The organism is Saccharopolyspora indica, from assembly GCF_027853965.1.
GTDB classification, from domain to species: Bacteria; Actinomycetota; Actinomycetes; order Mycobacteriales; family Pseudonocardiaceae; genus Saccharopolyspora; species Saccharopolyspora indica.
Genome location: NZ_JAQGLB010000013.1, coordinates 60,698 through 77,935, shown reverse-complemented (window position 1 = coordinate 77,935; position 17,238 = coordinate 60,698). Strand labels below are relative to the sequence as shown.

Below are 17,238 nucleotides of genomic sequence, written 5' to 3'. Positions count from 1 at the left end.
CCTCATCGTCGTCCGGCACGACCCGCTGCGATCACTCCTGGGTGTAGGTTGCCGGGGGCGGCTTTCCAGCCGGGTGCCGGGGAATCCGCTCCGGCGGTGCGATGTGGACTCCTCCGGGCACCGAATATTGCACTTGGCAACAGTTGCTCGTGGCAAGGTAGAGTTGCGGGTCGCCGCGCGGATCATCGACGCGGCGCTGGGCCGCTGATCCGGTCGGGGAAACCGGCGGCGGTCGTTCACCGATCAAGCTTGATGGGGGTTTTACCAGTGGGACGGCTTCGGGCCACGATCACCGGGCTCTTCGCGCGGTTATACCTCGCGCGCGCCCGCCGGAAGGGGCTGAGCTCCGTCCTCCCGGCGGCCGCGCTCATGCCGCTGCAGCGGACCGGGCTCGACCCCGTCCCGGCGCTGGGCGAGGTCCGCGCGCAGGAGCCGATCAGCCGCCTCCCGCTGCCGGTGGCGACCAACGTCTGGCTGGTCTCCGGTTACGACGAGGCCAAGGCGGTGCTCGGCGACGCGAAGCGGTTCAGCAACGACTTCACCAACCTGGTCGGCTACGCCGGCGTCACCGAGGCGGACAACCCCGGTGGTCTGGGGTTCACCGACCCGCCGGTGCACACCCGGTTGCGCCGCCTGCTGACGCCGGAGTTCACCATGCGGCGGCTGGCCCGGCTGACCCCGGAGATCCAGGCGATCGTGGAGCAGCGGCTCGACGCGATGGCCGCCGCCGACCAGCCGGTCGACCTGGTCGCCGAGTTCGCGGTGCCGATCCCGTCGCTGGTGATCAGCGAGCTGCTCGGGGTTCCCTACGGCGACCGCGAGGAGTTCCAGCAGCTCAGCGTCGCGCGGTTCGACGTCTTCGACGGCGTGGGAGCGTCGCTGGGCGCGATGTCGCAGTCGCTGGAGTACCTGCACGGCGTCGTGCGCAAGCAGCGCGAGGAACCGGGCGAGGGGCTGCTCGGTGCGCTGATCCGCGAGCACGGTGACGAGGTCACCGACCGGGAGCTGGCCGAGCTCGCCGACGGCGTGCTCACCGGCGGTTTCGAGACCACGGCGAGCATGCTGGCGCTCGGTGCGCTGGTGCTGCTCCAGGACCGGGAGCTGCTGGAACGGGTCCGCGAGGACGACGAGGTGGTGCCCGGGCTCGTCGAGGAGCTGCTGCGCTACCTCACCGTCGTGCAGGTGGCCTTCCCGCGCTTCGCCCGCGAGGACGTGGAGATCGCGGGCACCGAGATCTCGCAGGGCGACGTCGTCCTGTGCTCGTTGAGCGGTGCGGATCGCGACGCCGCGCTCGGCCCGGACATGGAGCGGTTCGACGCGACCCGCAAGCCCACCTCGCACCTGGCCTTCGGGCACGGGCTGCACCGATGCATCGGCGCCGAGCTGGCCCGCATGGAGCTGCGCGCGGCCTACCCGGCGCTGGTGCGCCGCTTCCCGGACATCCGCCTGGCGGTGCCCGCTTCGGAGCTGGAGTTCCGCAAGGCCTCGATCGTCTACGGCCTGGACTCGCTGCCCGTGCACGTCAAGTGACCGCAGCGGGACCATTCGCGCGAACCAGTCACGAACAGGTCTTTCACAGGTGCAGGACGGACTGGCCGAGTGCTGCGGCGGCGAGGAAGGACGAGGTGTAGGTCAGCAGTGCGACCAGCACGATCTTCCAGCTGAGCTGCCGCAGCGCTTGCACGTCGCGGCCCAGGGTGAGCCCGATGAGCGCCAGTCCCGGCAGGCCGATCAGCATCACCTCCAGGTTCGGCAGCAGACCGGTCAGCCAGGCACCGGTGGGCAGGAAGCCCGCTGAGAGCAAGGTGCCGATGCCGAGCACGAACACGCTGGAGGGGATCGCGGGCAGCAGCTTGCCCAGCGCGACCGCGACCCGGACGATCACCAGCAGCACGGCGATGCCGATCGCGTCCTCGACCGCCAGCGACCAGGTGCCCAGCGCGTTGACCAGCAGCCCGGCCGCGCCGACGATGACGTAGGCCAGCAGGCGCAGCCAGGGCGTCATCCGGACCTTCGGGTCCGCCACGACCGCGAGCACTTCTCGTTCCGCGGGCGCGGAGGTCTGCTCGGCGCGGCGGCGCCTGCCCTCGTCGTCGCGGCCGAAGACCCTGCTCCAGAAGGCGTAGAGGCGGCGGCACAGCGGCAGCGCCAGGAACACCCCGGAGTAGAAGCCGACGATGTTGGTGACCAGGTTGGACAGCGCGGCCAGCGCGGCGATCTCGGCGGCCTGCTCCGGGTAGAGCAGCGACAGCGCGCCGACGCCGCCGAGCATCATCGATCCCGATCCCAGGCCGAGGCCCAGCGCGAGCGCGAGCGGGCTGAAGATGCCGAGGCTGCCGGTGAACCCGGCGAGCAGCGAGACGTACAGCGCGCCGAAGACCGTGCCGATCAGCCAGACCGAGAAGACGCCGCGGTACTCGGGGGACCGGACGCCGAAGCGCTCGATGGCGAAGGCCAGGTAGGACTCGCGGTCGATGGACCAGGTGGCGCCGATCGAGGCCCGGCCGATGCCCAGCGCCACCGCGACCGGCAGCGCGATGATGACGGTGCCGAAGATGTGGCCGACCTCCTGCAGCACGATCGCCGGGCCCAGGTTCGTGAACTTCGCCAGCGTGGGGCCGATCTCGGTGCCCAGCTTGGCCAGGAACAGCAGGATGCTGATCTCCAGCAGCACGCCTGCCACCGACCGGGTGGCGCCGGAGACCGGGCGCCAGCGCTGGACGCCGACGATCGCGCCGATCAGCACCGCCCAGACGATCGGGAACAGCGCGATGGCGGCCGGGCCGATGTCGAACTTGTGCTCGCCGATCAGCACCGCGACGGCGGAGACCGCGGTGGACAGCACGGTCGCGGTCACCCAGTGCGCGCGGGTGATCTGGCCGGGCGCGGCGGTTCCGGCGCCTCGTTCCATGGCAGTCTCCGAAGTGGTCGACCGGTTCGGTATACCGGCGGGAGCCTAGCCGCTGACCACCGGAACGGTGTTTGCTGCCGCAAATATCTGTGTTAACTGTTGTTAATCAAGGAGTTCCGCGAAGTTCGGCGGATTCGCTCGGTGGGTCCCGCGCTGGGGTCAGGTTTCTGGTATGCCAAATGCTAGGGTTCGCCGCAGGTTCTGCCTGAGGAGGTCTTCCCGATGCGCACTCGATGGCGCGCCAGTCACGTCCTCGCCCACCGGGCCGGGCACCACGCGCTGCTGCGCGACGGCGAGGTCGTCTGGGAGGACGACGTCATCGTCCACGTCGGACACCGCTACGACGGGCCCGTCGACGCCGAGGTCGACCTCGGCGACTCGCTGGTGCTGCCCGGGCTGATCGACCTCGACGCGCTCACCGACATCGACCACCTGGTGCTGGACTCCTGGGCCACGCCGGAGCGGGCCGCCGGGCTGCAGTGGTCGCTGGACTACTTCCAGCACCGGCGCCGGGACGTGTTCACCGCGCAGGAGCGGGCGACCGTCCGCGAGTACGCGCTGGTGCAGCTCGCCCTGCACGGCATCACCACCTACATGCCGATCGCCTCGGAGATCCACAGCTCGTGGGCCGAGCCGTTCGACGAGCTGGTCGCGATGGCGGAGACCTCCCGCCGGATCGGCCTGCGCGGCTACCTCGGGCCCGCGTACCGCTCGGGCGTCAACGTCGCGCTGCCGGAGGGCGGCCGCGACGTGGTCTTCGACGAGGAGCTGGGCCGCGCCGGCCTGCGCGATGCGATCCGCTTCCTGGACCACGCCGCCGAGCTGGCCGATCCGCTGATCACCGGCGTTCTCCTGCCGTGCCGCATCGAAACGCTCACCGAACAGCTCATGCGCGACACCGCGGAGGTCGCCGAGCAGCGCGACGCGATCGTGCGCCTGCACAGCCTGCAAGGCCTGCTGGAGCGAGAGCTCGTGCAGCGCCAGCACGGCGCGACGCCGCTCGAAATGCTCGACCGGACCGGTCTGCTCGGCACCCGCTTGCTCGTCCCGCACGGCCTCGTCGTCGACCGGCACCCCCAGGTGCACGGCGAGGACCGCGGCGACCTGGCGACCCTGGCCGAAGCCGGGGTGTCGATCGTGCACTGCCCGCAGACGTCGCTGCGCTACGGGGCGGTGCTGCGCTCCTTCGGGGACTACCGGCGCGCCGGGATCAACCTGTGCCTGGGCACCGACTCCTTCCCGCCGGACCTGATCCGCGGCATGGACCTCGGCGTGCACGTCGCCAAGGTCCTGGACGGGCGGATGGACGCCGCACCGGCCGAGGACTACGTCGACGCCGCGACCCTCGGCGGTGCCCGCGCGCTCGGCCGCGGCGATCTGGGCCGCCTGGAACCGGGCGCGCAGGCGGACCTGGTGGCGTTCCGCATCGACGACATCCGCGACGGCGTCCTCGACGACCCGGTGCGGACCTTCCTGCTCAGCGGAACCGCCCGGCAGGCAACGCATTCGGTGGTCGCGGGGCGGCCGGTGCTGGTCGACTCCCGGATCCCCGGCGTCGACCTCGACGACCTCCGCGAACGCGCGCAGCTGCTCTTCGAGCGGATGCGCGAGGCCTACTCCGAGCGCGACCTGCTGCGCCGCCCGGCCGCGGAGCTGTTCCCGCCCACCTACCCGGACTTCGACAGGACGAGCTCGTGAACGACCGCGAAACGCCAGGCGCAATGCTGATCACCAACGTCCGCCCGTGGGGCGGTCCGCTCGCCGAGATCGCCGTCGAGGACGGCCGGATCGCCGCCATCACGCCGCTCAAGTCCGAAGTGGACACCGCCGGTGCGGTCGACGGGCGCGGGCGGCTCGCGCTGCCCGCCTTCTCCGACGTGCACTGCCACCTCGACTCGACCCGCATCGGGCTGCCGTTCCGCCCGCACACCGGCAGCCCCGGCATCTGGCCGATGGTGATGAACGACCGCGAGAACTGGCGCGACGCCGAGTGGACGGTGGCCGAGCGCGCGACCCACACGCTCGGGCGGATGATCGCGCAGGGCACGACCCGCGTCCGCAGCTACGCGCAGATCGACGCCGACTGCGGGCTGGAGCGCTTCGAAGGCGTGCTCGCCGCGAAGGAGGCGCACCGGGACCGGTGCGAGGTGGAGGTCATCGCCTTCCCGCAGGCAGGCCTGCTGCGCGAGCCGGGAGTCCCGGAGCTCGTCGACGAGGCGCTGGCCTCCGGGGCCGCGGTGGTCGGCGGGATCGACCCCTGCACGCTGGACCGCGACCCGGTCCGCCACCTGGACGTGCTGTTCGGGCTGGCCGAGAAGCACCAGGTGCCCGTCGACGTCCACCTGCACGAGCCGGGCGAGCTCGGGGTGTTCTCCGTCGACCTGATCCTGGAGCGCACGCGCGCGCTGGGCATGACCGGCCAGGTCACCCTCTCGCACGCCTACGCCCTCGGCGGCATCTCGGAGAGCACCACCCGCCGGCTGGTGGAGGAGTTCGCCGAGCTCGACGTCTCGATGGCCACGGTCGCGCCCGCGCAGAACCGCTCGCTGCCGCTGACCGAGCTGACCGCGGCCGGCGTCCGCGTCGGGCTGGGCGAGGACGGCCAGCGCGACTACTGGTCGCCCTACGGCAACGCCGACATGCTCGACCGCACCTGGCAGCTGGCCTTCACCAACCGCTTCCGCGAGGACGAGCTGATCGAGCACTGCCTGGCGGTGGCCTCCCGCGGCGGAGCGTCGATCCTCGACCGCGACCTGCCCCGCCTGGCCTCGGTGTCCGACCGCCCCGGTCTGGCGGTCGGCGACCAGGCGGACATCCTGCTGGTGGACGGCGACACGCCGACGGCGGCGGTGATGGACCGAGGCCGCGACCGCACGGTCCTGCACAACGGCCGAGTGGTGGCCGAAGGCTGTGAGCTGGTGAGCCGGTAGGCCTCCCGGGCTTGTCCTGCGGTGCGGCACGTCGATCCGCATCGCACCCACGTGGTCTGACGCGATTTCCATTGAAATCAGATGTCCGATTTCAATGGAAATCGCGGCGGCCGGTGCGGAGGTTCCATTCCTACAAGGCGGCGGGGGAGCGCGGCGGCGAGGATGGGGTGATGGTCAGCAGAATCATCCCCTACCTCGTCGGCGACGCCTCCGCCGCCAAGAGCTTCTACGTCGACGTGCTCGGGCTCGAAGTCGCGATGGAAGACCCGGTGCTCTGCCTGCGGTCACCGGAGAACCCCACGGCCCAGGTCATCGTCTCGCCACCGGGCATGGAGAATCCCGAGCCGCGCTTCGGCATCGACGTCGGCGAACCGGACGCCGTCGACGCGGCGCACGCCGAGTGCCTGCGCCGCGGGCTGCACATCGTCTACCCGCTGACGAACGAGCCCTGGGGCGTCCGGCGCTTCTTCGTCGAAGACCCCACCGGCGTGGTGATCAACGTCCTCGCGCACTCGGCGTCGGGTGAGTAGTGGGTGGGGTTCAGTGTCCATGGGCCGTGAGTGTTTTGTGGGGCTATAGCACCACAAAACACTCACGGGCCTCCACCTGCGGAACTGGAGCTTCCGCGCTGAATCGCCACGTCGCGGACCCGGCGCGGAGCGTGCGGAGCCGGTATCCGCGCTGATCCGAGGGCTTCCGATGCGTTGGTGCATCGGATACGCTCGTGCATCCATTGGCCCGGGAGGGTGTGGTGAGCGTGCAGCGGCGGGTGACCAAGCGGCGGGGGCAGACCCGGCAGCGGTTGCTCGACGCCGCGCTGGTCGTGTTCGCCGCCGAGGGGTTCGGGCGGTCGACGATCGAGCAGATCTGCGACCGCGCCGGGTACACGCGCGGCGCGTTCTACTCCAACTTCGCCTCGCTGGAGGAGCTGTTCCTCGCGATGTGGGAGCAGCACTCGCGGCGGATGCTCGCCGAGGTCGAGGCGGCGCTCGACGCGGCGCGGACCGCCAATGTCGACGACGTCCGCACGGCCGTCGAGCGGCTGCTCGAAGCCGTGCCGGTGGACGACGACTGGTACCGGGTGACCGCCGAGTTCAGCGCGCACGCGCTGCGCAACCCGGCGCTGCGGCGGGTCGTGGTGGCCCGGGAGGAGGCGATCGCCGCGGCGATCGTGCCCGGGATCGAGTCGTTGCTGAACCGCATCGGGCGGCGGGTGCCGGATCCGGTGGCGCTCGGGCAGGCGCTGGTCGCGGTGCACGACGGGACCGCCGTGCAGTGCCTGATGGAACCCGGTGGCCCGGCCGTGCGGCGCCGGGTCGATCTGTTCGAGCAGGTCGTGCTGGCCTACAGCGTGGAGAGCAGGGGATGAACGTGGACACCGAACCTGACGTCGTCGTGGTCGGCGCCGGGCTGGCCGGGCTGGTGGCGACCTACGAGCTGGTCCAGGCCGGGCGCCGGGTGGTCGTCGTCGAGCAGGAGAACCGCGCCAACCTGGGCGGGCAGGCCTTCTGGTCGCTCGGCGGGCTCTTCCTGGTCGACAGCCCGGAGCAGCGGCGGCTGGGCGTGCGCGACTCCTACGAGCTGGCGTTGCAGGACTGGCTGGGATCAGCGGGTTTCGACCGCGACGACGAGGACAGCTGGGCTCGCCGGTGGGCCCGCGCCTACGTGCGGTTCGCGGCCACCGAGAAGCGCCAGTACCTGCGCGATCTCGGGTTGCGGCTGACGCCGCTGGTCGGCTGGGCCGAGCGCGGCGGCGGGGTCGCGGGCGGGCACGGCAACTCGGTGCCCCGCTTCCACCTCACCTGGGGCACCGGCCCCGAGGTGGTCCGCGTGTTCGCCGAACCGGTGCTGGAAGCCGAGCGGCGCGGCCTGGTCCGGTTCGCCTTCCGCCACCAGGTCGACGAGCTGATCGTGCAGGACGGCGCGGTGGTCGGCGTGCGCGGCACCGTCCTGGAGCCGAGCGAAGCCGACCGCGGGGTGGCGTCCTCGCGTGCGGCGGCGGGTGATTTCGAGCTGCGGGCCAAGGCCGTCGTCGTGACCTCCGGCGGGATCGGGCACAACCACGAGCTGATCCGGGCGAACTGGCCGGTGGAGCGGCTCGGGCCGTGCCCGGAGACGATGATCTCCGGCGTTCCGGCGCACGTGGACGGGCGGATGATCGGGATCACCGAGGCCGCCGGCGGGCGCATCGTGAACCGGGACCGGATGTGGCACTACACCGAGGGAATCCACAACTGGGACCCGATCTGGCCGGACCACGCGATCCGCATCCTCGCCGGGCCGTCCTCGCTGTGGTTCGACGCCACCGGCAGGCGGATGCCCGCGCCGTGCTTCCCCGGCTTCGACACCAACCGGACCATGAAGGAGATCCTGGCCACCGGGTACGACTACTCGTGGCTGGTGCTCACGCAGTCGATCCTGGCCAAGGAGTTCAGCCTGTCCGGTTCCGAGCAGAACCCGGAGATCACCGGCAAGGACCTCAAGCTCACCATCGCCACCCGGCTGGCGAAGGAGGCGCCGGGCCCGGTGGACGCGTTCAAGAACAAGGGCGTGGACTTCGTCGTCGCGAACGACCTGCGCGAGCTGGTGGCGGGCATGAACCGGATCGCCCGCGGCCCGCAGCTCGACCACGACGAGATCGAGCGGCAGATCGTGGCCCGGGACGGCGAGGTCGTGCACAAGCACACCAAGGACTTCCAGCTGATGGCGGTGGCCAACGCGCGCCGCTACCTGGCCGACAAGGTCTCGCGGGTGGCCAAGCCGCACCGCATCCTCGACCCGGCGCACGGGCCGCTGATCGCGGTGCGGCTCAACGTCCTGACCCGCAAGACCCTGGGCGGCGTGCAGACGAACCTCGACTCGCAGGTGATCGGCCCGGACGGCGCTGCGCTGCCCGGCCTGTACGCGGCGGGTGAGGTGGCCGGGTTCGGCGGCGGTGGCGTGCACGGCTACAACGCGCTGGAGGGAACCTTCCTCGGCGGCTGCATCTTCTCCGGCCGCGCGGCCGGCCGAGCCCTGGCCCGGAGCCTCTGAGCCTCAGCGCTCGGGGCGCATCCGCGCCGCCGCGACCAGGGCGAGGACGGCGACCACCGCCATGGCGAGGAAGACCTGGGAGAAGGCGGCTTCGGCGCCGATGTGCTGCTGCCGCGCGGCGAGCAGCACGCCGAACAGGGCCGGGCCGGTGCCCGCGCCGAGGAACTGGGCTCCCTGGAGGATTCCCATGCCGATCCCGACCTGCTCGGGCGGCAGCGCCCCGGCCGCGGCGTTGATGATCGGTGTGAGCACCAGGATGAAACCGATGCTCAGGCCGAGGATTCCGGCTGCGGTCGGCACCACCGAGCGCGCTGCGGCGAGGAACGCGGCCGACAGCACCATGATCGCCAGACCGGTGAGGACCAGCAGCCGGGTGCCGATGCGGTCGGCGATCCGGCCGATCAGCGGGGAGAGCGCGGCGACGGCGATCCCGGCCGGGATCATGACCAGGGCGCCGGTCCCCGGTTCCAGCCCGTTGACGTCGACGAGCAGCAGCGGCACGAAGACCAGCCCGCCGAGGTTGACGGCCATGGCCAGGAACGTGACGAGGACGGCGATCCGGTAGACGCGGTTGGCGAACAGCGAGGGCGGGACGAAGGGCTGCGCGGCGCGAACGGTGCGCCACCCGAAGAGCGCGATCGCCACTGCCGAAGCCAGGAAGCTGCCCCACGCCGGGAGAGCGGCGAGCCCCGCGACCTGCGCCTGCGTCGCGCCGAAGAGCACGAACCCGGCGCCGGCGCCCAGGAGGATGCCGCCGAGCAGGTCGAACCCGGTCCCGCCAGCCGGGGCGGCAGCCGGCAGCGCGCGCCACGCCGCGGGCAGCAGCACCAGCACGACCACGGCCATGAACCAGAACAGCGCGCGCCAGCCCAGGAACTGGCCGACCCCGCCGCCCAGCGCCGGACCGGCGGCGGCTCCGATGCCGGCGGCCGCGCTGACGACGCCGATCGCCGTGCCGCGCCGGTCCGCGGGCAGCAGCCTGGTGATGGCGATGACCGAGAGCACCGGTATCGCGGCCGCACCGACGCCCATCGCGATCCGCCCGAGGACGAGCACGAGGAGGTCCGGTGCGAGCGCGCACATCAGGCTCCCGGCCGCGTAGGCCAGCAGCGCGAGGCCGAACAGCTGCCGCAGGCCCACCCGGTCGGACACGCGGCCGTAGATGGGGATTCCGACCGCGAACACCAGCAGGAACCCGGTCACGACCCAGGCGAGCTCGGCCTCCGCGGCGCCGAACTCCGCGCCGATCGACGGGAGCATCAGGTTGACCATGTCGCTGGCGATGACCGTGATGAGGACCGCGGGCATGAGGACCGCCAGCAGGCCCACCCCCGAACCGGTCCGTTCGATCGTGGCTGTCATCGAGTGCGCCTCCTGCTGATTTACTGCTACCAAAATGGTGGCAGTTAGGGTGTGAAAAAGGCGGCGGGACTGCCGCCGCCGCTCGGCTACCGGTTCGGCCGTGCTTCGCGTTCGATCGCCAGCACCTTCGTGACCAGGTCCGCGATCGTCGTCCGGCCGAGCCGCTCGGCCATGGCGTGCTCGGCGTCCTGGAACTCCGATTCGAGCAGCGCCTGCATGTTCCGCCCGACCTCGCAGGCGTTGCTGGGCGGGTGCGGGTGCCGCGACAGGATCGGTCCGGGCTCGACGGCGAGGTAGGCGTCGTGGAGCGTGATCGCGCGCGGCGCGCGGGTCAGGGTCCAGCCGCCGCCGCGTCCCTCGGTGGACCGCACCAGGTCGGCGTCGCGCAGGCTGCCGAGCACGCGCCGCACCAGGACCGGGTTGCTCGCCAGGCTGTCGGCGATCTCCGCGGAGGTCAGCGACTTGTCGCTCCAGCGCGCCAGCATGGTGAGCGCGTGGATCGCGACCGCGCTCCTGCTGCTGAGGCTCACCGCGCTCCCTCCGTGCCGCTCGAACTGCAACGAACCTAGTTGCGGTTCGAGGGGGTGTCAAGCGAGGTCGGCCGAGTCCAGGAGGTTCAGGTCCGGTGGGACCAGGGTGGTGCTGGTCATCAGCTCCCGGATCAGGTTGTGGTTGAGGGTGTTTCCCACCGGCTCGCCGACCTCGTCGCGGGTCAGGCCCGCGACACCGCTGGCGGACAGGCGTTCCCGGACCGCGGTGATGCGCCGCTCGACCTGCTTGGCCCGCCAGCCCGCCGCCGGCCGGAGCTCGGCGAGGTGCTCCTCGGCCTGGCGCCAGGACAGCGGCTGCGGGTGCGAGTCGTGCAGCAGGTAGCGCTGGGCCAGCACGACCAGGAGCAGCTTCTCGGTGTCGGTGAGCCGCCAGGTGCGCGGTGGTTGCGTCGGATCGCCGTGGTGCACCGGGGCGGTGCCTGTCGCGCCCACGACGTGCACCTCCAGCAGGTGCTCGCGCTCGTTGGAGCCGCGCACGAACAGCGGCGTGTAGCCCTCGGTCAGCGGGACCGGCTCGTCGACGTCGAAGAGCAGGCGCGCGCCGGGCAGGCGGATCGGGAGGCGGCCGGCGTTGTCGACCCACCAGTGCCCCAGCCGGAAGCTCAGCGAGCCGTGCCGCCTGCTGACCCGCCGGTCGTTCTCGCCGATGCAGACGTGCACCTCGGGCCGGTTGCGCCCGAACACGATGGTGCGGCCGTCCTTGGGGCGCACCGTGATGCCGCCGCCGATCGTCAGCGCGTGGATGGTGCCCGGCACCGCCTCCGGCACCCCGCGCGCCAGGCTGGTGTGCCCGGCCGGGAGCGGACGTCCCCCTACCGACCTCAGCTCGTCGTTCACGTCGACCTCCGATCACATCCGCTCCCGCCCTGACCGCAACGGTGCCAGCCGCAGTCGGGACCCCTCCCGCGCGAGTGCTGGTCTGCGCAGGTGGTCATTCGGCGGACGGCTACGCCGGCAGCGCGCTCAGGGCTTCGGCAGCCCGGCGGCGGTCGGCTCGGCGAGTGAGGTGGCCAGCTCGCACAGCTGGTCCTGCGGCCGCGCGCCGGTGACGATCACCTGCACCAGCTCGGCCATCGGGTTGCCGTCCACCCCGGTGTACTCGCGGTGGACCACCTTGACCGCGCACGACTCGTCGTCCGGTTCGACGTAGCCCTGGTGGTCGCCGAGGCGGACGGGCCGGCCGTCGTCGGCGTTCAGCGGCTGGTTGCGGTCGAAGAGCAGCCGCAGCGCCAGCGGGCTGGTGGTGCTCTCCCAGCGGCACGACCAGCCGCCGACACCGGGGTCGGGACTGTTGGCGTCGACACCGGGGAAGCGAGCGAGCCCGTCGCCGTCGAGCAGCGCGCAGGCGTCCACGTTGATCAGCGAGGACGGTGCCGGTTCGGCGCGCGGCGGCAGAACTCCGCTCGCGAGCGCGCCCGCGGCGGTCGCGGTTGCCGCGTCGGCCATCCCGCACAGGTCCGCCGGGCCCTCGCCGTCCTGCTCGGCGCCGACGATCACGCGTGCGCCGGGCACCAGCAGCGTCCGCTCGCACGCCTCGGCTTCGGGAGGATTGCGCACGACGTCGATGCCGCTGATCGCGTCGGCCCGCCCGGGTGGCGGTCCGGCTTCGGCGTCGGCGAACCGCACCTGCACGTCGACCTCGCTGGCGCCGGACCGCACGATCACGTCGCAGCGGGTGAAGTTGCCGTACTCCGGTTCCAGCCGGGCTTCGCCGAAGCGGGCCAGCTCCGCCGCATCGACCAGCGAGCACGGATCGGCCGCGTGGACGTCGACCCCGGCGACCGTGCTCGCCGGCGGCTGGTCGCGGAAAGCCAGCCAGCCACCGGCGATCACCGCGACGACCGCTGCGGCGACCAGAGCCCACCGCCAGGGCTGCTTCGCCCGCGCCGGCTCCGCTTCGGCGGCGCTTTCCAGCATCCGCTTGGCTTCGGCGGCGGTCGGCCGCTTGGCCGGGTTGACGCGGAGCAGCGCCGCGAGCACCGGAGCGAGAGCGCCCGCGTTCTTCGGCGCCGAGATGTGGCCGGATTGGGCGTGGTGCAGGAGTTCCAGCGGATTGCGCGAATCGCCGAACGGACCGACGCCTTCCACCGCGGCGAACAGCGTGGCCCCGAGCGAGAAGACGTCCGACTCCGCGGTGGGCTCGGCGCCCCTGGCCACCTCGGGCGCCATGTAGCCGGGAGTGCCGGTCAGCAGTGCGGATTCGGTGAGCGTGACGTCGCCGTGCACGACCCGCGAAATGCCGAAGTCGGCCAGCTTGGCGGTCCCGGTGTCGGTGATGAGCACGTTGCCGGGCTTGACGTCGCGGTGCACGACGCCTTCGGCGTGCACGGCTTCGAGCGCGCCGGCCAGATCCGCGCCCAGTCGCGCCGCGCGGTGCGGCTGGAGGACGCCCTGCTCGGCGAGGTCGCTGGCCGAGATGTGCTCCAGCACCAGCCAGAACTCGCCGCCCTCGACCGCGATGTCGTGCACGGTGACGACGTTCGGATGGCTGAACCGGGCCAGGATGGTGCCCTCGCGCCGCAGCCACCCGACGCGCTTGGCCCAGTCCTCGCTGTCCGGCGACAGAGCGCGCTTGACCGCGACGGTCCGCTGCAGCTCCTCGTCGAAGGCGCGCCACACCGTTCCGCCGCCGCCGGAACCGATCTCCTCCAGCAGCCGGTAGCGATCCTTGACCAGTTGACCGGTGCGCACCGCACCCTCCTGATCACCAGCAGTAGTGGCCCAGTAACGGCGGCAACCCTATTGCACCGGGGATCTTCCCCGGATCCGGACGGCGAAAAATCCGCCGGGAGCGCCCCGCACGCCCGCCGCTTGCGATCCGTGAGCGTTTTGGGGTGCTACAACGCCCCAAAACGCTCACGGCTCTGAGCCGTGACAACCCGTCCAGCGCAAGGCCGGGTGCGAGCACCTCGGTGGCTCACGCCCCGGAAGCGAGGGCGCGGGCACGTTCGATGCCGCGGTCCGTGCCCAGTTCCGCGCGGTCCTCGGGATGGCGGTGGTAGTGGTCGACGAGCGCGTGCAGCAGCGCCGGGTCGCCCGCCAGGTCGCGGCCGAGGATGCGCAGCATCGGCAGGTCGGGCAGGCGGTCCTCCGGCCACAACCGCGTCATCCGGCGGCGGTGCCAGCGGGCGTCGGCGGTGGCGACCACCCAGATCTCCGGGCCGTCGTGCGGCACCGCGCGCACCTCGGCGACGCCGTCCCACGGCAGGAACGACTCGTGCGTCCAGCCGCGGTGGTAGATGCCCGACGGGGACAGCTGCACGGTGCCGAGCGCGAAGCTGCCGCGCAGCATGACCAGCGGCAGCGACAGCAGGACCAGCGCGACGACGGCCATCAGCGCGGCCCGGTCCACCTGCGGGCGGTCCTTGTCCATCGCGCCGATGATGCCCACCGCGAACGGCGCCGCGGCCGTCAGCGCGAGCAGCGCGAAGCCGGTGAACTGGGCCTTGGAGTACGGCATCTCCAGCACCATCGCCGCGTCGCCGGTCGCCTTGCGGCGCAGCGGTTTCGCGCCGGACTTGCGGGGCCGCAGCCGGGTCAGCGCGATGAACCACGCGAGTTCGGCGAACAGCAGGCCGAACATCGCGGTGTAGAGGGCGCCCGACGGCCAGCCGGTGAGGTGGTGGCGGATCGCGGTGCCCGCGGCGAACAGGAACAGCGTCACCAGCGCGGCGAAGAGGATCGCCGGGCGGCGCCGGGAGGTGTGGGCCCACTGCTCGGGCCAGGTCGCGGTGCTCATCATGCCGGGACCAGGTGGAACACGTCGTCGTCGGTGGGATCGGCGCAGCTGCTGTGCCGGACCTCGCGCGGCAGGCCCGGTTGCGGGGAGACCAGCGCGAAGCACTCGCCGCGGAAGTCCTGGATCCGCCACTTGCCCGCGGCGGATTCGAGCTGGAACAGCTGCGTCATGCTGCTCTCGACGCACGCCTGCGGGCGCAGCTGCGAGCGCTCGCCGATGTCCATGCAGCGCGTGCTGCCGTTGGTCTCGGGGTTGTAGACCTTGATGCGGAACACGCCGGGCTCCTGCTCCTCCAGCGCGAACCGCTGGTCGGGGCGCGGGTTGCTCTTGCAGGGCTGCTCGGTGACGAACGGGTTGCCCAGCTCGTCCTTGGTGGTGAAGTCCAGGCAGGTGTCGTGCGGGGTGCGGATCGCGAACCAGCTGACGTTGGGCGGGCGGACCATGTCCGGGCCCGCCAGCAGGAAGACGGCGAAACCCACGCACGCGACCAGGGCCGCCACCGCGGTCACCGGGTGGAACTTGCCGAGCCGCGTGACCGGCGGGATCGCCGCGGGCTCGGGGGTTTCCGGCTCCGCGGCGGGCTCCGGTGCGGGCGCGACCGCGGTGGGTGCTGCGGAGAGGCGGTCGTAGCAGGCCAGCCACTCGGCGGCCTCCTCCGGTGCTGTTCCGCACGCGCGGACGAACATCGCGGTGAGCTCGCGGCGGGGGAGCGAATCGCGGCGGAGGGCGGTGGCCACCGTGCTGTAGGGCAGCACGTCCCCGCGCGCCCGCGCGCGGGCTTCCAGCTGCCGGTAGGTGAGGCCCGACGCCGAGCGCATCCGGCGGAGCCCGTGCATGAACTCCGCGGCGCTGCCGATGCCGGACGGCCGCAGGTCGTCGTGGTGGCCGGGGTCGGTGCTCATCTGCCGACTCCGGGACCGGTGGACCTCGAACGCGGAGGGCGCGGGGCCGCCGCGCGCGAAGTTGACCAGCTGAACACGGGGCAGATGTTAGCGACCGCGAATGCGCCGCCCGCTGAGTGCTGCCGCCCGGCGGGATCCCCGCATCTGGTACCGGCCGTTCGGGGACGCCGAACAACTCGAACAAGCCGTTTCCGGCGGAATTGGTGGTGCGTTCGAACGGGTCGCGCGGTGGTCGAACGAGACCGTTCGGCGGATTTCCGCGGACCGGTTGCCGGTGAAAGGGCGGGAGGTCGCCGCCGAATTCATCGGTCCGGCGCGGAATGCGGGAACGTCAGGTGAATTCGCCGTGGCCGGGCGGCGGTGCCGGGAACCGGGGGTGTGCGCGCCCTGTTCGGCATTGCGGGCCCTACCTCAGCGTGAGCAGTTTGAACAGGGCCGCCAGCTGTTCGACACAGAGTCGAACAGCGCGAACACCCCACGGCGGGCATCGGATGCGCTTACATGGCGGTACCGAAAGATCGGGCGAACCCCCTGGGGGCAGGAGGGATCAGCGAACTGGATATTCGCGCCCGCACCGGATCGAAAACCCGGTGCGGTCAACGCGTTCCGGCCCGCGCTCGCGCGAATGCGGGTGCGGTGCCGGAACGTGTTCCCGCGGTTGTCCGCAATTCGCGATCGTTCGGAAGAAAATTCGTCGGCAGTGGGAACCGGGTTCCGATTCGCCGCGTCGCAACGGCGATTCCCACGAGGTGGAGGAAAGAGAAATGGCTGGCGACCACAACGTCAACATCAGCACCGAGGAAGTGTCCCGGATCGAATCGATCGTCTCCGACGCGTTCGAGCGGATGAACACCTCGGCGTCCAACATCAAGGCGCAGGCCGACGCCGCGGGGCTGGCCTACAAGGGCTCCGGCACCGGAACCATGATCGACAGCTACACCAACCTCGGCGGCGCGGGCAAGGCGCTCGGCGACGCCCTCAACGGTCTGCTCTCCGACCTCGGCGCCACCAACAAGGCCGCGCACGAGACCGACGACAGCACCAGCCAGGCGGCCTCGCAGGGCGCGGCCGACGGTTCGGTCGTGGCCAGCGGCATCACCGCCGGAATGTGACCCGAGCACTCCAGGAGGACGAATCAGATGGGCCACTACCAGTACAGCTCCGAGCAGCTCAACGAGATCGCCCGCGTCGGCAAGCGGGAGGTGGAGGAGGCCAACAACATCTGGAGCGACGTGATCACCCAGATCCAGGGCCTGTTCCCGTCCGGCAGCATCGACGCCGGGCTGTCCTCGGTGCTGGAGGACCGCAACGCCAAGTACGTCCGCGAGATCGGCAACTACGCCGAGGCGCTGCAGCGGCAGAGCCAGGCCACCAACAACATCAACGATCTCGCCGTCGAAGGCGGCGCGCAGATGCGCAAGCACGCGTCGCTGTGAATCCGGGGTGACCAGTCGTGGCTGATGGTGGTGGGCCGCTGGTCCACAACGAGGACCGGGCTCGGCAGACGCAGAGCGACGTGTCCTCGATCGAGGGCCTGAGCGGCTTGAAGGAACAGCTCGTCGGGTTGATGGCCGCGCCTGCCGTGTTCGGCGCGCTGCCGGAAGGCGCCGACGCGGCGGCTCGGTTGGCGCAGGCCGCCAACGACCTGATCGGCAACCTCGAACGGGCCGGGATCTCGGTCGGCCAGATCGCGGAGAACGCGGGGACGGTCGCCGAGATCGCCGGGGCGACCGACGCGGCGGCGCTCCTCGAATCGCTGGGCGCGCAGCGCCATTCCGGCGGTCTGCGGCCCGAGCTCAGGTGAGGAAGG

Annotated in this window: 16 protein-coding genes; 9 read left to right on the top strand and 7 right to left on the bottom strand. The window is 71.6% G+C overall.

Going from position 1 to position 17,238, the window contains the following annotated elements; translation table 11 throughout:
- Positions 1 to 252 precede the first annotated feature (252 nt).
- Positions 253 to 1,530 carry a cytochrome P450 gene (locus OU416_RS25840; protein ID WP_270929723.1) on the top strand — a complete coding sequence of 426 codons (1,278 nt, stop codon included), beginning with the start codon at positions 253 to 255 and terminating at the stop codon, positions 1,528 to 1,530.
- 43 nt (positions 1,531 to 1,573) lie between these two features.
- Here the strand turns inward: OU416_RS25840 and OU416_RS25835 are convergent, their stop codons facing one another.
- Complete coding sequence (locus tag OU416_RS25835; RefSeq protein WP_270929607.1) at positions 1,574 to 2,911, bottom strand: DUF3100 domain-containing protein; 1,338 nt, start codon at positions 2,909 to 2,911, stop codon at positions 1,574 to 1,576.
- 222 nt (positions 2,912 to 3,133) lie between these two features.
- On the opposite strand from OU416_RS25835, the gene OU416_RS25830 reads away from it, so the two are divergent.
- The 5 genes from OU416_RS25830 (at position 3,134) to OU416_RS25810 (ending at position 8,874) form a co-directional block, all read left to right on the top strand.
- Complete coding sequence (locus OU416_RS25830) at positions 3,134 to 4,609, top strand: chlorohydrolase family protein (RefSeq protein ID WP_270929606.1); 1,476 nt, start codon at positions 3,134 to 3,136, stop codon at positions 4,607 to 4,609.
- The gene (locus tag OU416_RS25825) at positions 4,606 to 5,841 is read left to right on the top strand and encodes an amidohydrolase (RefSeq protein ID WP_333779657.1); all 1,236 of its coding nucleotides are present in this window, start codon (positions 4,606 to 4,608) and stop codon (positions 5,839 to 5,841) included. The genes OU416_RS25830 and OU416_RS25825 overlap by 4 nt, the downstream gene beginning before the upstream one ends.
- Positions 5,842 to 6,011: 170 nt before the next feature.
- Positions 6,012 to 6,371 (top strand): VOC family protein, encoded by a 360-nt coding sequence (locus OU416_RS25820; RefSeq protein ID WP_270929605.1) that lies wholly within the window; start codon positions 6,012 to 6,014, stop codon positions 6,369 to 6,371.
- Between the two features lie 221 nt (positions 6,372 to 6,592).
- Positions 6,593 to 7,210: a TetR/AcrR family transcriptional regulator gene (locus OU416_RS25815; RefSeq protein ID WP_270929604.1), complete on the top strand. Its 618-nt coding sequence runs from the start codon at positions 6,593 to 6,595 to the stop codon at positions 7,208 to 7,210.
- Complete coding sequence (locus tag OU416_RS25810) at positions 7,207 to 8,874, top strand: FAD-binding dehydrogenase (protein ID WP_270929603.1); 1,668 nt, start codon at positions 7,207 to 7,209, stop codon at positions 8,872 to 8,874. Before OU416_RS25815 ends, OU416_RS25810 begins: the two co-directional genes overlap by 4 nt.
- 3 nt (positions 8,875 to 8,877) lie before the next feature.
- Here OU416_RS25810 and OU416_RS25805 read toward each other — a convergent pair whose 3' ends face one another.
- The 6 genes from OU416_RS25805 to OU416_RS25780 all read right to left on the bottom strand — a co-directional run bounded on the left by OU416_RS25805 (position 8,878) and on the right by OU416_RS25780 (position 15,428).
- The gene (locus OU416_RS25805) at positions 8,878 to 10,236 is read right to left on the bottom strand and encodes an MFS transporter (RefSeq protein ID WP_270929602.1); all 1,359 of its coding nucleotides are present in this window, start codon (positions 10,234 to 10,236) and stop codon (positions 8,878 to 8,880) included.
- Between the two features lie 86 nt (positions 10,237 to 10,322).
- Positions 10,323 to 10,766 (bottom strand): RrF2 family transcriptional regulator, encoded by a 444-nt coding sequence (locus OU416_RS25800; protein WP_270929601.1) that lies wholly within the window; start codon positions 10,764 to 10,766, stop codon positions 10,323 to 10,325.
- Between the two features lie 57 nt (positions 10,767 to 10,823).
- Entirely contained in the window at positions 10,824 to 11,624 is an 801-nt protein-coding gene (locus OU416_RS25795) for an FHA domain-containing protein (RefSeq protein ID WP_270929600.1), read from the bottom strand.
- Positions 11,625 to 11,750: 126 nt separating this feature from the next.
- Positions 11,751 to 13,478: a serine/threonine-protein kinase gene (locus OU416_RS25790; RefSeq protein WP_270929599.1), complete on the bottom strand. Its 1,728-nt coding sequence runs from the start codon at positions 13,476 to 13,478 to the stop codon at positions 11,751 to 11,753.
- A gap of 226 nt (positions 13,479 to 13,704) precedes the next feature.
- A complete protein-coding gene (locus OU416_RS25785; RefSeq protein WP_270929598.1) occupies positions 13,705 to 14,529 on the bottom strand; it encodes a hypothetical protein in 825 nt (274 codons plus the stop codon).
- Positions 14,526 to 15,428 (bottom strand): helix-turn-helix domain-containing protein, encoded by a 903-nt coding sequence (locus tag OU416_RS25780; RefSeq protein WP_270929597.1) that lies wholly within the window; start codon positions 15,426 to 15,428, stop codon positions 14,526 to 14,528. Before OU416_RS25780 ends, OU416_RS25785 begins: the two co-directional genes overlap by 4 nt.
- A 764-nt stretch (positions 15,429 to 16,192) precedes the next feature.
- Between OU416_RS25780 and OU416_RS25775 the strand changes: the two genes are divergently transcribed.
- Genes OU416_RS25775 through OU416_RS25765 form a run of 3 tightly spaced genes read left to right on the top strand, consistent with a single transcriptional unit; the run spans position 16,193 to position 17,232 of the window.
- Positions 16,193 to 16,540 (top strand): hypothetical protein, encoded by a 348-nt coding sequence (locus OU416_RS25775; RefSeq protein WP_270929596.1) that lies wholly within the window; start codon positions 16,193 to 16,195, stop codon positions 16,538 to 16,540.
- Between the two features lie 27 nt (positions 16,541 to 16,567).
- The gene (locus OU416_RS25770) at positions 16,568 to 16,864 is read left to right on the top strand and encodes a hypothetical protein (RefSeq protein WP_270929595.1); all 297 of its coding nucleotides are present in this window, start codon (positions 16,568 to 16,570) and stop codon (positions 16,862 to 16,864) included.
- A gap of 17 nt (positions 16,865 to 16,881) precedes the next feature.
- Entirely contained in the window at positions 16,882 to 17,232 is a 351-nt protein-coding gene (locus OU416_RS25765) for a hypothetical protein (RefSeq protein WP_270929594.1), read from the top strand.
- Positions 17,233 to 17,238 lie beyond the last annotated feature (6 nt).

Excerpts from the sequence above, each read along its gene's own strand:
- OU416_RS25840 (WP_270929723.1), top strand. The coding sequence starts at position 253 with ATGGGGGTTTTACCAGTGGGACGGCTTCGGGCCACGATCACCGGGCTC.
- OU416_RS25835 (WP_270929607.1), bottom strand. The coding sequence starts at position 2,911 with ATGGAACGAGGCGCCGGAACCGCCGCGCCCGGCCAGATCACCCGCGCG.
- OU416_RS25830 (WP_270929606.1), top strand. The coding sequence starts at position 3,134 with ATGCGCACTCGATGGCGCGCCAGTCACGTCCTCGCCCACCGGGCCGGG.
- OU416_RS25820 (WP_270929605.1), top strand. The coding sequence starts at position 6,012 with ATGGTCAGCAGAATCATCCCCTACCTCGTCGGCGACGCCTCCGCCGCC.
- OU416_RS25810 (WP_270929603.1), top strand. The coding sequence starts at position 7,207 with ATGAACGTGGACACCGAACCTGACGTCGTCGTGGTCGGCGCCGGGCTG.
- OU416_RS25805 (WP_270929602.1), bottom strand. The coding sequence starts at position 10,236 with ATGACAGCCACGATCGAACGGACCGGTTCGGGGGTGGGCCTGCTGGCG.
- OU416_RS25785 (WP_270929598.1), bottom strand. The coding sequence starts at position 14,529 with ATGATGAGCACCGCGACCTGGCCCGAGCAGTGGGCCCACACCTCCCGG.
- OU416_RS25780 (WP_270929597.1), bottom strand. The coding sequence starts at position 15,428 with ATGAGCACCGACCCCGGCCACCACGACGACCTGCGGCCGTCCGGCATC.
- OU416_RS25775 (WP_270929596.1), top strand. The coding sequence starts at position 16,193 with ATGGCTGGCGACCACAACGTCAACATCAGCACCGAGGAAGTGTCCCGG.
- OU416_RS25770 (WP_270929595.1), top strand. The coding sequence starts at position 16,568 with ATGGGCCACTACCAGTACAGCTCCGAGCAGCTCAACGAGATCGCCCGC.